Annotated in this window: 7 protein-coding genes; all 7 read right to left on the bottom strand. The window is 49.3% G+C overall.

Annotated elements, in window-relative coordinates; genetic code table 11:
* Positions 1 to 5: 5 nt before the first annotated feature.
* Complete coding sequence (locus tag H1A11_RS14035; RefSeq protein WP_117887568.1) at positions 6 to 2066, bottom strand: beta-galactosidase; 2061 nt, start codon at positions 2064 to 2066, stop codon at positions 6 to 8.
* A 26-nt stretch (positions 2067 to 2092) separates the two neighbouring features.
* Positions 2093 to 5818, bottom strand: a complete 3726-nt coding sequence (locus H1A11_RS14030; protein ID WP_255461452.1) for a glycoside hydrolase family 2 TIM barrel-domain containing protein — start codon at positions 5816 to 5818, stop codon at positions 2093 to 2095.
* On the bottom strand, positions 5815 to 7887 hold the full coding sequence (locus tag H1A11_RS14025) for a glycoside hydrolase family 97 protein (protein ID WP_181757350.1): 2073 nt from the start codon (positions 7885 to 7887) through the stop codon (positions 5815 to 5817). Before H1A11_RS14025 ends, H1A11_RS14030 begins: the two co-directional genes overlap by 4 nt.
* Before the next feature lie 32 nt (positions 7888 to 7919).
* The gene (locus H1A11_RS14020; RefSeq protein WP_181757349.1) at positions 7920 to 9353 is read right to left on the bottom strand and encodes a cellulase family glycosylhydrolase; all 1434 of its coding nucleotides are present in this window, start codon (positions 9351 to 9353) and stop codon (positions 7920 to 7922) included.
* A 138-nt stretch (positions 9354 to 9491) separates the two neighbouring features.
* Positions 9492 to 10949: a glycan-binding surface protein gene (locus H1A11_RS14015; RefSeq protein ID WP_181757348.1), complete on the bottom strand. Its 1458-nt coding sequence runs from the start codon at positions 10947 to 10949 to the stop codon at positions 9492 to 9494.
* Positions 10950 to 10989: 40 nt separating this feature from the next.
* The gene (locus H1A11_RS14010; protein WP_131225559.1) at positions 10990 to 12612 is read right to left on the bottom strand and encodes a RagB/SusD family nutrient uptake outer membrane protein; all 1623 of its coding nucleotides are present in this window, start codon (positions 12610 to 12612) and stop codon (positions 10990 to 10992) included.
* A gap of 43 nt (positions 12613 to 12655) precedes the next feature.
* Positions 12656 to 15832 carry a TonB-dependent receptor gene (locus tag H1A11_RS14005; protein WP_181757347.1) on the bottom strand — a complete coding sequence of 1059 codons (3177 nt, stop codon included), beginning with the start codon at positions 15830 to 15832 and terminating at the stop codon, positions 12656 to 12658.
* Positions 15833 to 15948: the final 116 nt, after the last annotated feature.

Genomic DNA, 15948 nt, shown 5'->3' with positions numbered 1-15948 from the left:
GATGGTCAATAAACTTCCATGATGAGAACTCCCCAGGGGGGCAATGTTACATGGTCTCCTTCTTTTACAGTCTTGCCGGAAATCAGCTCTTTGGACGTCGGATAGTTATGAGTGATTTCTTTGCTCTCGCTGCTGTAATTGAAGAAGTAACGGATGGCTTTTCCGGCTTTGTTTATTCCCGAACGCTGTATGATGGGGAACACGTCGCTCTCTGAAGAGATGATACCGGCATGGATGGCTGCCTTTCGCACGATGGCATTCAGCAATTCCTGCGAAGGGTAGGCTCCTATGTAGGTCAGTTTGCCTTTGCCATACTTGTTTTCGGTGACAACGGGCCATTTGCCGAAGAACGGATGCTCTGCATAAGCCAACGGGGTGGCTGTCTCGGGAATTAGGAATTCATACCAGTCGCTTATCTGGTTCTTTCCCTCTAATTGAAAGGGGGTATCCTTTAATGATAAGTCACCGATAGTGGAGAATTCCTGGTAATGGAAGCCGCAGGCTTTGCGTAGCGGCCCGGGAGCCAAGGTAGCCCGAACTGCGGAGTGCTCATTGCAGTAACCGCTTTTGTGCATCATTACCACGTGTCCGCCGGACTGTACGAATTCATCAATGGCTAATAGCAATTGGTCGGTAGCCACATACAAAGGGGGAATGACAAGCATGTCATATCCGCTGAAATCGGTTGTCTTGTCACAAGGGATGATGTCCGTTTCTATGTTTTGGAAATAGAGGGCTTTATGCACCATATCAATGGGATAATTGCTCTTGTAAGTGTAGGGCATGAAGCCGAGAGCATGATAAGAATCATGACTGTAGAGGATAGCTACCCGGTTTTTCTTTTTCAAGTTCACGATGTGGCTGCCTATTCTTTCCAACTCTTTGGCGGTGGTGGTGAATTCCTTGTATATGCGGTTGGGCTGGAGGTCATGGCCCAGCACGCCTCGCCAGTATGTCTCCTGCCCGTAGTGCAGGGTAGACCAGTGCCAGTATTCCACCATATTGGCTCCGGAAGCATAATGTGCGTACACATTCTGCCGCAACTGGTTGTCGTAGGGAGGAAACTGGGTGCGGGCATCCCAGCCGATGCCTTGTGCGTTGGTTTCCATGACGATGTAATTGTTGTCGGCTACGGTGCGCACGAAGTCACCGGCATAAGCGATGCGCTGGCCGTCTTGTTTATCCTGTACATCGTGATAGACATTGATGGCAGGATATTGCATCTGCCTGAAACTTTCCACTTGGTCTATATTATGGAAGTCGGGCATAAAGCAGTGGGTGACAAATTGGTCTTTACGCTTGTATTCATTTACAAGGTCGCACTGCCAATTCAGAAAATCGGCCACTTCCTTCCGGTTATAGCGTTCCCATTCATTCTTGTACGAGGGGCTTGTCACTCCATCGCGCGGATAGAACTCTTCCCAGGTGTTGATGTTCATTCCCCAGTAGTTCATTCCCCATTCCTTGGCAAGCAGATTCAGGTCATTGTTGAATTTCTGTTTGATGTAGTTCCTGAATCCGAAGAAATAGTCTCTGTTGTTTACTCCGCGCGCTTCTGTTTCGTTGTCCACTTGATACCCGATGACTGCCGGATGCTGTGCATATCTTTCCAGCATCTTGCGGATAATCCGTTCGCAATAGAATTGGTAGGTCGGGTTTGTAAAATCCATGTTCTGTCTGATTCCATAATAGGCTTTGTTTCCTTTGGCGTGTTCTGCCAGCACTTCCGGGTGTTTGTATGCCAGCCATGCAGGAATGGAATAGGTGGGAGTTCCCAAGATGACTTTGATTCCTGCTGCATGCATCTTGTCCAGAATGCGGTCCATCCATTCAAATTCAAAATTTCCTTCTTGCGGCTCAAATACTCCCCAGGCAGATTCTCCAACGCGCACTACTGTCAGGCCGGCTCTTTTCATCAGCCGGATATCTTCATCCAGTCGCTCATAGGGCATATATTCATGATAGTAGGCTGCACCATAAAGCACGTTGTCGAATGAATACTGCGCTTTTATTTGTAAAGCGCTTAAAAACAACACTAATAGAATAAAGTAATTTTTGTTTTTCATAATCTTACCAGTCCGATACAATATTTTTATTTCATCATAGGTCTTATGCTGATGGTTCTCCGATATTCCTGCGGCATCGCCTTGTAAGCACCGAATACACCGCGGGCCGTACAGCCGACCCCGGTAGTGGCATAATCGAGATTCAGGGTCATGCCTTTCTGCTTCTGCAATTGGTAGGTATACATCGCTTTCGTCAGATTGTCTGTGCTGTACGGATAAATGTTGAAGTTGAACCATTCGTTCATCTTGAATTGAAGGCCGATGCCTTTGTCCGTGGTCAGTTGCAGCCAGCGTACATCTGTCCGCAATCCGTAATCTTGTGGCATTAGATAGGGCTCGTACATAGCTTGTACGGTAGAGGCATATATCCCCGTCGGATAGCCGGTTTTCCGGTCCGGATAGTTCTCTTGCGGTCCTCGGCCGTACCATTTCACTTGGTCGAGCGCATCGCTTACGGTCAGCGTAAGTCCTATGCGAGGAAACCAAAGCGGCATTTTCCCTTCAGGCTTCAATACATGGCGTATCTCTATCGTCCCTTCACTATTGATAATATACTCATAGTGGTTGATGATGCCGTTGTTCTGTACTCCTTCGATGTAGAGGTCTTTTTTCTCTTTTTCTCCTTTGCCCATCAATTCCGCATCAATGATGTGTATATGTACGCCTTCGGTGGTTTCGGACACCGAAAAAGAGAGGGGCTGATGTGTCAGGCGGTCAATCCCTGCAGAATACATTTCTGTGGCTACCGTGTATCCGTAACCTTCTTTCCAGTTGGAGGAGCGGGCGCTGGAGGCATTCCAGTTGTCCAGCTCATTGGCCAGCGGGGCACGCCAAAGATTCAGCCGGAGCGGTGATTCCAGCAGTTCCATATCTTGAACAACCATCGACGTCAGTTGTCCGTCGGTACGGTTGAATACATATTTGAAGCCATCTCCGGAGACAACCAATTCTTTCTTCGAAAGTGAATAGGAAGGTACGCCTTGAGCCTTTTCTTCCGAAGAGTATGGCAGGCTCCAAGGCAGTTCAAGTTCTTCCCATGCCACCTCATGTCCGGCTTTTGCCCACAATTCATCTTTTTTCAGGACGGCATGAAGCATCAGGCGGTATTCTTTGCCGGGAATCAGGGCTGGCTTCTTATAAGGTATGTGCACCAGCTCTTGGCTAAGCGGCGCTGTTGAGAGTGCCAAGTCGCCCGATTGAATAACCTTGTCATCTTCTTTCAATTCCCATCGTATGGCATATCGGGAAGCATTTGTATAATGATTGCGATTCCATAACTCAACGACTCCCTCTGTCACATCCGACATGGAAAAAGAAAGAGGTTGTCCGGTTTTCTTCATTTGCCACATTTCGGGCTGTACGCTACGGTCGGGCCAGATGCTGCCGTACGTACGTGCACCGATGCCGTAACTGTAGAATGTACCATTTTCCGTCTCTTGCTCAAAATCTAGCCACAGAGCGGCTTCTTCCGGGTGAAAAGAGGAAGTCAGTGCCTTGGCGAAAATGCCGACTTCGTCCATTTGAGCATCGCAGATGTAGACCGAAGTCTCTTGGCCGTGTGTTTCTGCATTCCGACCGATGTTGACGGGGTAGGGGAAGTTCCGGATATTGCCCGATGCTTGTGTGGAGGCCTTTTCTGCTCCGTCTATATAGATGGACATTTTCTGTCCGTCGTAGACGCACGTCACTTGATGCCAGTTGTATTCCCAGTCAGTAGGCAAGGAGGCGCATACGGAATGCTTTTTATCAGTATAGATATAAAATTCCAGTTTGTCTTTACCGCGTTGTTGCAGCCCGAACTGATAATTGCCTTTTGTGATGAATGAGCCGCAACTGCTTACCAGTTTCCGGGGGTAGATTCTGCAAGTGAGTGTCAGTTCATTACTGTGCAACTCTACATTGTCTGCACGATAGACCTCTACCCATTGGTCGTGACCGTTCAAGTCCAGCACCGTGTTCTTTCCTTCCTTCACCAAGCGGGCATTTCCCATCAGATGGGCGGGAGTATGGAAGGGCGAAAGGTCGTCCACTTGCCTTATCCGTTCGGTCAGTCCCGGACTTACAAAATCCCAGATGGCCCCTCCCATCAGGCGGGGATGTCGGTAGATGGCTTCCCAATAATCGTCCAGGGCACAGCCGGCACTGCCTGCAACCGATAAGTATTCATCCATAAACGATGGTCGGGAATCCTCTCCTATGCCTACCTGCATTTCCAGTTCCATAGGAGTAGGGTAACGGGGTCCGATAATATCTTCTGCCGGATGGGAGAATGCATTTCCGCCATACATCCAGAAGCGGGTGGGGTCCAGCGATTTCCCTTCTTCAATGGTGTGGGTAATGTTGATACCTTCACCGCTTTCGTTTCCTGCGCTCCAGAACAAGACGCAGGGATGGTTTCTGTCCCGTAACACCATTCTGCGGCATCGCTCGCGATACATCTCTTCGTATTCCGGGAGACTTGAAATCCATTCCGAGGCATGGGCTTCATCGCCCACCTCGTCTATGATATAAAGCCCGTATTCATTGGCCAGTTCCAAATACTTATTCACCGGAGGATAGTGAGAGGTACGTACGGCATTGAAATTAAACTGTTTCAACAATTCAAAATCCTTGCGTATGGTGGCTTCGTCCATGACATGTCCCTCTTCGGGATGCTGCATGTGCGAATTTTGTGCATTGACTTTCAGTGGGATACCGTTAAGATAAAAAACACCGTCTTTGATTTCCGTCTTTTTGAATCCGATGACCGTTTCTATCTTGTCTTTCAGCAAACCGGCCGGATTGGATAATTCCAGACCGAGCGTATAAAGCTCGGGTGTCTCGGCTGTCCATTTCCGGGGTTCTTGTACCAAGGTATGCAACTGTATTGTCTTTTCTGCAGCATCCATTTCGAATGGAGCTGCGGAAACGTTACAGATAATCTTGCCGTTCTTATCCTTTAAGTAAGCCTTCAATCCATAATTCTCGCTTTGCTTGTTCAGGTAATCTTTGATTTTCACCTGAATACTTAACTGCGAATCGGTATACGTATTATCAAATTCTGTGATTACCTGCCAGTCGAATATCCTGATAGCAGGTGTGGCATATAACCACACGTCGTCAAAGATTCCGGCCAGTCGCCAATAATCTTGTCCTTCCAGGTAATAACCGTCCGAATACTTCAGTACACAGACAGCCAAGGTATTTTCGCCCGGCTTCAAATAAGGAGTGATGTTGTATTCGGCAGGTTCTTGTGCCCCCTCATTGTAGCCCACTTCATGACCGTTGACCCATACAAAAGAAGCAGATGCCACTTTTTCGAACCGTAAAAATATCTGGTCTTTTGCCGCCCAACCTGCAGGTACTTTGAATGTTCGTCGGTATAGTCCGGTAGGGTTGTACTCCTTGGGAGCATGTGGTGGATTCACCTGGAAGGGAGCAGATACATTTCTGAACAGCTTGTCACCATAACCTTGCATTTCCCAGTTTGAGGGAACTTTGATGTCGCCCCATTGCTTATCCGGGAATTCGGGGTTAAAAAAGTGCGCAGGTATCCCTTCCGGTGTATCGCACCAGAAAAACTTCCATGTCCCATTCAGTAGCATACTCTTTTCGGGCATATACCAAGCGTGTCCTTCCTCTTGCCCTTTTTCAAATACAGAAGGGTTGTCTATATACCAGAGCATATCCTTGAGAAAGGATTTGTCTTGTGCATAGGATTGCAGGCACAAGGCTACTGAACACAATGGCAGAAACAGTTTTCTCAGATTCATTTTTTTGTAATTCGTGCTGTCCATCCACCGCCGGGTGCCAGTTGTACATTGAGTTTGTCTTTGGCAGTGACGATGCGTACTTCTTTTTTATAGTCGGTAGCTTCACGGTCGGCATTGATGCCGTCGGCAAAGATTTCGGCTTCGTAGTTGCCTTCGCTGAGGAAGGAGAGGTCGATGGTGCAGTTGCGTGGAGTCCAGTTGGTCATGCAGCCTACAAACCAAGTGTTCCCTTTGCGGCGTGCTATCGTGATGTATTCGGCTATTTTGCCATCAAGGGCAATGGTTTCGTCGAAGGTAGTGGGAACCTTGGCGATGAAGTCGGTGCATTCCTGTTCCTTCATGTATTTGCTGGGACTATCGGCAAGCATCTGCAAGGGTGCTTCGAAGACGGTGTACATAGCCATCTGGTGTACACGTGTACCTTGACTCATGGGGTGGTCGTTGACGGAGCGGAACAAGGAGCGGGTGGCATTTACCATAGCTCCCGGCGTATAGTCCATCGGACCGGCGAGTTGGCGCAGATAGGGGGCGGTAACGTCGTAGCGTGGGAAGTCATGCAAGGGCGCACCGTTCACGATGGGCTCCCACTTGCTGTTTTCCAGTCCTTTCACGCCTTCAAAGTTGAGGATGTTAGGATAAGCACGCTGGATGCCGAAGGGTTTCAGCCCGTGTAGGTTAAGCAACATGTGATGCTTGGCGGCACATGCTGCGAGTTGTTCGGTAGAAGAGATGGCGATTTGGTCGTCGCGGTCGAAGAAATCAATTTTGAAACCTTTGATTCCCATTTGTGCGTAGTGGCTGATAACTTGTTCCACGGCAGGGGAGATGTCGCCTCCTCCCGTAAGATTGCGCCAGCTTGCCCAGAGGATGATGCCTACGCCTTTTTTGTTGCCATATGCCACCAGCTCTTCGAGATTGATTTCGGGACTGATGTCTTCCATTAATGACTCCTTTCCGCTCCAGCCTTCGTCGATGATGATATACTCCAACTGGTTTTCGGCGGCAAAGTCGATGTATTTCTTATAGGTGGGCGTATTCATGCCTGCCTTGAAGTCCACGCCGGTCAGGTTACAAGTATTCCACCAGTCCCATGCCACTTTTCCGGGTTTAATCCAAGAGGTGTCGTCAATGCGGCATTCGGGTGCGAGGCGTTGCATCATGTCGTTGTTGGCGAGTTGTGTGTCGTGGGTAACAACAAGCACGGCACGCCAAGGATAGGTCTGTTTCCCAGTGGGACGCCCGTTGGGGCAGAAGTAGGGAGCATCGTTGGGTTTGCTGATAACGTCGGCACGTTTGGTCGGGATGAGGTTCAGGCGGTCATAGCCTCCGATGACTGTTTCCTGTGGATAAGGGGCGAATTCTGCCTTCACTCCGTGGGGCATCTGTGGGTTGGCAGTGAGGAACATGCCGGGATAGTTAGACAATCCGGCTTCCATAATGACTGCTTTTTTTCCGTTCTCCAGTTCTACCATCAGCGGAGTAATGGCAAGCGAGTCTTTGTACATACGAGAGAGGGGGGCTTCATCGTAGTAGGATTCGAAGGAGTAGCAGTAACGCTCGCCGGCGCGATTGTCGTTGATATAAGGCACGAAAGCGTGGTAATCGCGGTCGAAGTTGAACTCGGCAATCTCGTTCTTCACGCAGAAAGGTTTGCGCAGTTCGGAAACAAAACGATAGGCGGCTCCGTCGTCGTAGGCGCGGAATTGTATGCTGTAGCCGTTACGGCATTTCAGAGTGAGTTGGTTATAAGTGTCCTTCACACTCGCCTTTTTGTTGAAAGGAGTGGGGAAGGAAGTGTCGACGGAAGTGCGGGTAGCTTTGGTCACCTTCACATCTTTGCCGAAGGTGAAAGCAATGGGCTTTCCCTCAGCTTCCGTGCATTGCATAGCAATATCCGAAGGCAAGAGAACGGTAGTACCGTCGTGGGCAATCGCCCAGTTGAGGCTTTTTCCGGCTTCGATGTTGACAATTAGTTTCCCGTCCGGTGAATTCAGTTGATATTGCTGTGCTTGTGCAGTCAACGCACAAGAAAGCAATAGGCTAGCGAAACAACTGCCGATTCTTTTCATTTTTTATTTTATTATTGATTATCAATCTTTACTTAATTCCGTTGATATTTAGCAGGAATAGCCATCATCTCTTCTAAGAAGAGAGGATCGTCAAACTGGCAAGTCTGTCGGTTGTATTGTCCCCCCGGAGTGTCCCAGAGCATCGGGCACATACCGCGCGAGTAGATGGCCTCGGTTACAGAAACACAGAAGAGCCTTATCACTTCCTTTGTTCTGTTTTTGGACTCGGCGCAATATTCGCCTACGATGACGGGAATTCCTTTGTCTACGCAATTCTTCTTTAGTAGGTCCATATTGTCGTTCAGTTCCTTGAAGTCAGCTTCCGTTCCCCAGCTTTCCCGGCCTACACCCCAGTCGACAACCTCACCTCCACCCAGTATGGCAAAGTCTGCGGGAGTATAGTAATGCACAGTAAGAGCAAGTCGATTGGCGGGATCGTTCGGCATCTTGAACAAGGGATCGTAGGCATACTCCAAGTTGGTGTTGTAGATTTCCACCAACAGATGACGTTTGGCGTTGTTACCGCCGCTGTTTCTTACTATGTCGACAAAGAGCTGGTTGAGGTCGTTCACGTATCCCAGTGCCTTTGCCTTGTCGGCTTCACTACCGCTCCACGGGGTCCAAATTTCATCGTACCCGATTTCATTCATTGGCTCGAACAATAAATGGTCGCCGTACTTCTCGAAGCGTTCGCATATCTGTTTCCAGATGGAAGTGAATTTTTCTTTTGCTTTGCTGTCGGTGGGTACTTGTTTAATCCATTCGTTTTCGTGGTGGATATTGATGATAGCCACCATACCACAGTCGAGGGTCCAGTTCAGGATTTTCTCTACGCGGTCCATCAGGTCGGGATGCACCTTGAAGTCGTCGGACAGCAGATTGCCCCAGCTGACCGGTATACGCAGGGATGAGTAGCCCGCTTTGGCATATCCTTCAATGATTTCTTGTGTGATAACGGGACTTCCCCATGCTTGTTCGTAATTGAGAATGCTGCTTGGGTCTATCCAGTCGCCTACAGCATCCAGCGTGTTGCCCAGGTTGATGCCCAGTCCCATTTCGTTAATCAGTTGGTGAGTCGTGAGGTTCTCGCGTACAGTGTATTTTTCCGGCTCATCGCTTTGGATATAGGCTGCCTGCTCCACGTTGATTTCTTGTACGTGCTCCTTTACGCTGACGGTGATGGTGGCGTTGCGCACGTCGGGCGTGGTGTTGGGTTCTACGGTTATGTTATAGATTGCTTGTACGGGAGTGCTGCTTTCCGAGGTTACTTTGCACCATGCTTCCGAACTTTGGAAAGTGGCTGGTTTATTGGGTGTGATACCGAATTTCCTGCTACCTCCCGTTTGTTCAAAATGGAAGGAGGTAGGTTTTACGATGATTTTCAGTTCTTTTTTATCGTCAGAGCAAGCTGTCATCAGAAATAGAACCAGACTGGTTAATAAGGTTTTCTTGAAGATTTGTGTCATGGTATCGGTGAATTTTCGTTTTAATAATTTCGGTGTATTTATTTTTAGACGCTGATTCAATTGAATCAGCGCCTAAGAGTTTAAAAGAAGGTGTCACTTTGTGTAATCCCGTGCCCGATTTTAATTCAAATTATTGAATTATTGTATCTTGACAACTCGGAAATTATCAAAATACATTTCGATGTTGTACGGACCATTTTCGCTAGGGTTTGTCATCTGGAGTGCCAACTCGTCACCGTCACGTTTTTGGAACTCGCTCCAAGTGGCTTCGTCTACCAGTTCGGAAAGTGGAATGCTGCACTGCATCCATTGACCTACTTCGGTTTTCCCGGTGAAATCACTCACCGGACGATAGTTCGTGTAGTTGTGAGCCTCATTCCCTTTTAGGTAGATGCGGAAGACAGGACCTTCACCATATTCTACTGCTACGAAACATTCGAATTGCAAAGCCAGTTCGGAAGTCGGTGTATTAGTAGGCAGGAAGGCTGCGTCGATGCCCCATACGGCACCGTTCTGCAATTGGCCCCACCAGTAGTTCCATGCTGAAAGTTCGCCTGATATGCTGTAGCATTTACCATCCGAGAAGAAAGGAGCTGCCGTGCCGTCGGCTGTGAAGGGTGCAGCTTGTCCGCCCCAGGAGAACCAACCGATGTTGTCATAGTTCAATACAACATTCTCCAAAGGATAAAAGCCCGGAACTTCGGCAGTGCCGCCCATGGTGGTGATGGCGAGTGAGCAAGTGCCTTGAGGTGCACGCGGCATGGTGAAGGTAAGCATATCATTGGCTTCGCTTACGGTTACAGTAGAGAGGTCTACCGAGCGGTTACCCATTGTGATGGAGGCGATATCCATGAAATTCTGTCCCAGTACGGTAACTGTAGTACCCGTGATAGGCATCATGGAGCTTACCTTGCTGATACTCGGCGGGAGGGCTGTGCGACGGAAGGGAGTGAATGCGGATGCGGTATAGCACTCCACTACCAGGCTGCCTTCATCAATCAGGCCTGCGGGAGCATTGAATGAAATCTCGGTGAAGTCTCTATTAACTGTGTAGTCAGTCACTTCTACTGAAACAGGTGCATCGGTGATGTCGTCCACGGCAGTGGTGAAATAGACACGCTGAATTTCGTAGAAGTTACCGCCCACGATGCGCAGAGGCGTACCCGCCTCCACGGGGAAGGTTGTGGCTACACGGGTGATGTAGGGTGCGGGCGAGAGCACATGCATGGAGTACGTGGCAATGCCGTGCGAGGTCTCGATACGCAGTTCGCCTTTCAGTTCCGGATTGGCACCTGTCAGTTGCAATTCGCTGGGAATGGTAAGTATCAGGTTAGTGGAAGTTCCGTAGTTGCTGTTGAACGAAATTTCTTGTTCGTTGATAAATACTTTCTTCACATCGTTCAGATTCTCTCCGATGACTACAATCATGGTGCCCGGATTTACATCGGTAAACGTACTGTCAGCTTTCTCGGGATCGATAAGACGGATGTGGTGGATTACGGGAACACCACCGCCCTCATCATCGTTGCAGGCAGTGAAAAGGTTGCATGCCAATAGGATGGTGAGCAACACAAAAGGAAAATGTATATATTTCATATTAAAGTCGTTATTTGAGATAATGAATGTATAACTTGGTTTATTCACTGAATTCGTATGCTACCGGTTCTTCGTTCAGTAGCGGATTCTGGATGACATCGCTTTCCGGATAAGGCATCAGGATGTTGCCGTGGTGGATTTCGATATTCTCGCCCGGTTCCTGCCAATTTTCTATGCCTTCGAGGAAAGTGTCGCCTTCTTTCTTGCCGAAGTGAAGGTAACCGTCTTCGTCCTTCACGATGAGGTCTACTGTATAGCCGCGGTGTTGGTTCTGGAAGTAATTCAGCATGTAGTCGGGTTTCCAGTGATACCACGATACCATGTCATACCAGTTACAATACTCCATCGAGAACTCTACGCGGCGTTCGCGAATGATGTCTTCGAAGGTTACGCGTTCCTTGCGAGGGATACGTGCACGGTCGCGTACCTGGTTCAATGCTTCCAGGCCGGGGCCTCCAGTCAGTTCTTCGCTGTTGCCCAGACAAGCTTCGGCATAGGTCAGGTAAACATCGGCAAGGCGTAGGATGTAGGTGTTGAGAGGAGAGTTCATGGACTGGACATAACCGTCGTTGTCGTCGTCCGGACCGCCCGGTACACCTTTTTTAATGCAAGAGGTGTTGCCATCGTATGTATAGCCTCCGTCGGCAATGCAGATGTATGAATAGTATGTACCCGGTGTGCAGAAGGTGGCATTGCGGCGGATAGTGTCGCCCAACTCATATTGCTGGAGCATATCGATACTTGCCTGATAGCTGCTCCATACGTTTACACCGCCGGTCATCTCGCTGTTGCCGGCGAGGTCGGCAAGTAGAGTGTTGCATACGCCCCAATCACCCAGTGGCACCCACTGCATGGCAATGAGCGATTCGGGATTGTTGTTGTGCTTATACTTGAAGAGGTCTTCATAGTTTTCGTAAAGGCTGATGCCGCTATTGTTTATCACGTCGGCGGCCAGTTCCTTGGCTTTCTCCAGGTCAGCGTTGTCGCGTGCGCCTCCTTTCCAGCCTGAGCGGGCGAGGTAGACTTTGGCAAGCATGCCTTTTGCACCCCATGCGCTGGCACGTCCTTTGGCGGTTGCCACTTCAGGAAGATTTTCGGTTGCATAAGTGAGGTCACGAATAACGAGTTCCAGTACATCTTCTTCGCGGTGGAGTGGTTGCATGGGATTGGCAACCACTTTGTCGTTGTCTTCGATGATGATAACCGGTCCCCAGAGGCGGACCATGTAGAAGTAGGCACAAGCACGCATCAGGCGGGCTTCGGCAATGGCTGTACGCTTGGCACGTTCGCTTACGCTGTTGCTACATTTGGTCTGCACATCACTGATAACGGCATTGGCCATTGTAATGACCGAGTAGAAACCTGTCCATGCGTTGGCAAGGTTTTCACTTAAGGCTGTTACCTTGAAGTTGGTGAACTCGGGAGCTCCCCAGCGACTGAAGTTGTCGTTGGCACGGTTACTGCCCAGCGGTACGATAGCGCGGGAGTTGAGGTCGAACCATGCACGGTTGTAAAGTGGTGCAGTGGCTTGTTCGAGTGCATTGTCGGAAGTGTAGTATGTCACATCTACATAGTTTCCTTCGGGAGCACGTTCCAGAAATGAGTCGCTACATGCTGTGAGCAGAAGGAGCGATGATATAAGGGTTAGAAATCTGTGTTTCATAACTATATTGAGATTTTAAATGATAAATGATTTGTTAGGCCCATTAGAAATTGAAGTTAAGACCAAATGTATAGATACGTTGCGAAGGATAGCGCGCATCGTCCACACCACGTAGCAATACATTATAGTTCAAAGCGCCTATTTCGGGATCGTAGCCTTTGTAGCCTGTGATGGTACAGAGGTTCTGGATGTTGACGTAGAGGCGCAGATGGTCTATCTGCAAATGGCGCAACCATTTCTGTGGGAAGGTGTATCCCAGCGAGATGTTCTTTATGCGGAGATAGGAAGCGTCTTCCACAAAGCGGTCGGAGATACGGTTGTTGTCGTTGGCGCTACTGGTAGTGATGCGTTGTACTTTGGCTGCATCGGCGTTGGCCACGTAAACATTGGAAAGTACCTCGTCGCCGACTTCGGGGTCGTACATGGCGATTAGGGCAATGCCGGTAGCTTCTTTCAGCAGGTTACTGTTACGCATGGGGTCGGTGAAGGTGCGGCGAATCAGGTTGATGGCCTTGTTGCCCACCGAGCCGTTCAGGAAGATGTTGAGGTCAAATCCCTTATAAGAAAGGTAGTTGTTGAAGCCGAACGTGAATTTGGGTGCCGGATTGCCGAGGAATGTGCGGTCTTTCTCATCAATTACACCGTTGTTGTCGCGGTCTTCATAGATGTAGTCACCTACCCAGATGCCCGATTTGCCGATGGTCTGGTCCTTCGGGATGGCTACTTGGATGCGGTTGCCCGTTTCGTCGAGCAGGAAGTTGCCGTCGGCACCTTTCTTGTAGAAATCTCCTTCTTCCTTGAACATACCGATTACTTTATAGCCGTAGAACTGCCCGACCGGTTCGCCCACCATGGTGTAGGTCAGTGTTTCCGAACCGTTGATTCCCGAAATAGCGGATGATTCGGAGTAGAGTTTCGTCACTTCGTTGCGGTTGATGGAGAAGGTGAGTCCTGAGGTCCAGGTGAAATCACGTGTCTGGATGTTGTGCGTGTTTAGGGTAAATTCCACACCTTTATTGGTCATAGCACCGGCATTGACCCATGGTGCACGAATCAGACCGCTTACGTAGGTAGGAAGAGAAGCTTGCATCAGCAGATTGTCCGTTTTCTTGTAATAAGCATCGGCAATGAACTCTATGCGGTTGTTGAAGAGGGCGAGGTCGAGTCCTACATTGAAGGAGTTTGTTTCTTCCCACTTCAGTTCACGATTAGGATAGTTGCCTGCATAGAAACCAGTGCCCCAGATGGAGGCTGCCGAAGCCATGGTGACGCCATAGGCATAGGAACCTGCCCATTGGTTGCCTACCACACCCCAACCCAAGCGGAGTTTCAGTGAGTTGATGGCTTCCACATCTTTGAGGAAAGCTTCGTTATTGACTTTCCAAGCCAATGCTACCGAAGGGAACCAACCCCAACGACTTTCTTTGGCAAACGAAGACGAACCGTCGGCACGGAGCGTAGCGGTCAGCAAGTAGCGGTCGTTGTAGTTGTAGTTCAGACGGCCGAAGTATGATTCGATGGCGGATGAACCACGGGAACTGTTGGCTTTTGCTGTTGTGGCATCGCCCGCATCCAGTTCGTGTACGGAGTTGAAGAGGAAGTTGGTACGACTGCCGCTCAGCGACTCGTACTTATTTTCTTGCGCTTCGTGTCCCAGCATGGCAGAGAGGCCGTGTTTGCCGAAGGTATTATTATAAGTAAAGTAAGTTTTCAATGTCCAGTTGCTTCCGTTGCTGGCTCCACGGCTTGCTGACGACTGCTGCTTGAAGTGCTCGTAGTCGTAGGAGGGGGTAAACTTATAGTCGTTGCTGTAATTGAAGTTGGCGGCATATTCCGTACGGAATACGAGTCCTTTCCACAGCTTGATGTCGGCAAAGGCGTTGACATAGACTTGTGTGCTGCGACTATAGTTTTCGTTTTGGATAAGGTCGGAGAGGGGGTTGGAGAAGTAAGTTCCATACATGTTCTCCGTCTGCATACCGAAACTGCCGTCTGGGTTGCGGGCAGGCACTTCGGGGAGCTGGTTCAGGGCATTGTAGATGGCACCCGAACCGTCCACGTTGTTGGTCTGCTGTGTACGGGCTACGGAGGCACGCAAGCCAGTGGTGAGCCACTTGTTGATGTCGTTGTCCATGTTGACACGGAAAGAGAAACGCTCGAAGTCCGAACCGAATACAATACCGTCTTGCTTCATGTAGCCGCCTGATAGCGAGTATTTCATGCTCTTCGAGCCTCCGGAGATGTTTATCTGATGGTTGTGCATCGGGGCAGTGCGGAAGATTTCATTCTGCCAGTCGGTACCGCGGCTGAGGAGTGAGGGGTCTTTGAACTCTTCGCGTGCGCCGAAGCCGATGGTGGCGGCGCGGAGGTTCTGGTAAACGGCATATTCGGGGAGTGTCAGTGTTTCCAGTTTCTTGGGAAGCTGTTGCAAGGCATAGTAACCTTCGTAGGAGACCTTTGTTTTGCCCTCTTCGCCCTGACGGGTGGTGATGAGTACTACACCGTTGGAGGCGCGGCTACCATAGATGGCTGTGGCCGATGCATCTTTCAATACTTCCATGGAAACGATGTCTGCAGGGTTGATGGAACTGAGCACGCTGTTGTTGCTGGTGTTGTTGCCTGAGATGGCTACACCGTCGATAACGTAGAGCGGTTCGTTGCCGTTCAAGGAGTTGATACCACGGATGCTGACCGAGATACCGCCACCCGGAGTTCCGGAATTCTGGGTCACCTGCACACCGGCGGCACGTCCTTGCAAAGCTTGGTCGAGCGAGGTGACTACGGACTTTTTCAGTTCGTCACCCGTCACGCTGACTACGGAACCGGTCAGGTCACTGCGTTTCATCGTACCGTATCCCACTACTACTACTTCGTCCAACATCTCATTGTCTTCTTGCAGCAGTATGTCGATGCGGGTGGTGCGCTCTACTTTCACCTCTTTGGTGCGGTAGCCGATGTAAGAGACTATCAATGTTTGTCCCAGATTTGCCTGGATGGTGTAACGGCCGTCGATGTCGGTAATGCCGCCCGTATTGGTTTCTTTCACTTTGACGGTGGCTCCTACAAGTGGCTCACCGCCCGATTCTGATTTAACGATACCGGATACTGTTTTGGTTTGTCCATACGTGGAAACAATACCCAAACCTAGTAACACGATAACAAGCAATTGTCTCAATTTTGTCCATTCCCATTGAGAGCATACATTTGCGTGTAACTTCATAATACTTTAATTTAAGATTTAAAAATAACTGTTATCAAAAGCTACTGCAAATATGGAAAGTTATCATAATAGCATAGGTCTATCATGTCTCAAATAACATACCTTTATGTTTCAAG

It is taken from the genome of Bacteroides sp. CACC 737 (assembly GCF_013874375.1).
Lineage (GTDB): Bacteria > Bacteroidota > Bacteroidia > Bacteroidales > Bacteroidaceae > Bacteroides > Bacteroides uniformis.
The sequence above is the reverse complement of the archived record's forward strand: the minus strand, read 5'-3'. Positions and strand labels throughout refer to the sequence as shown.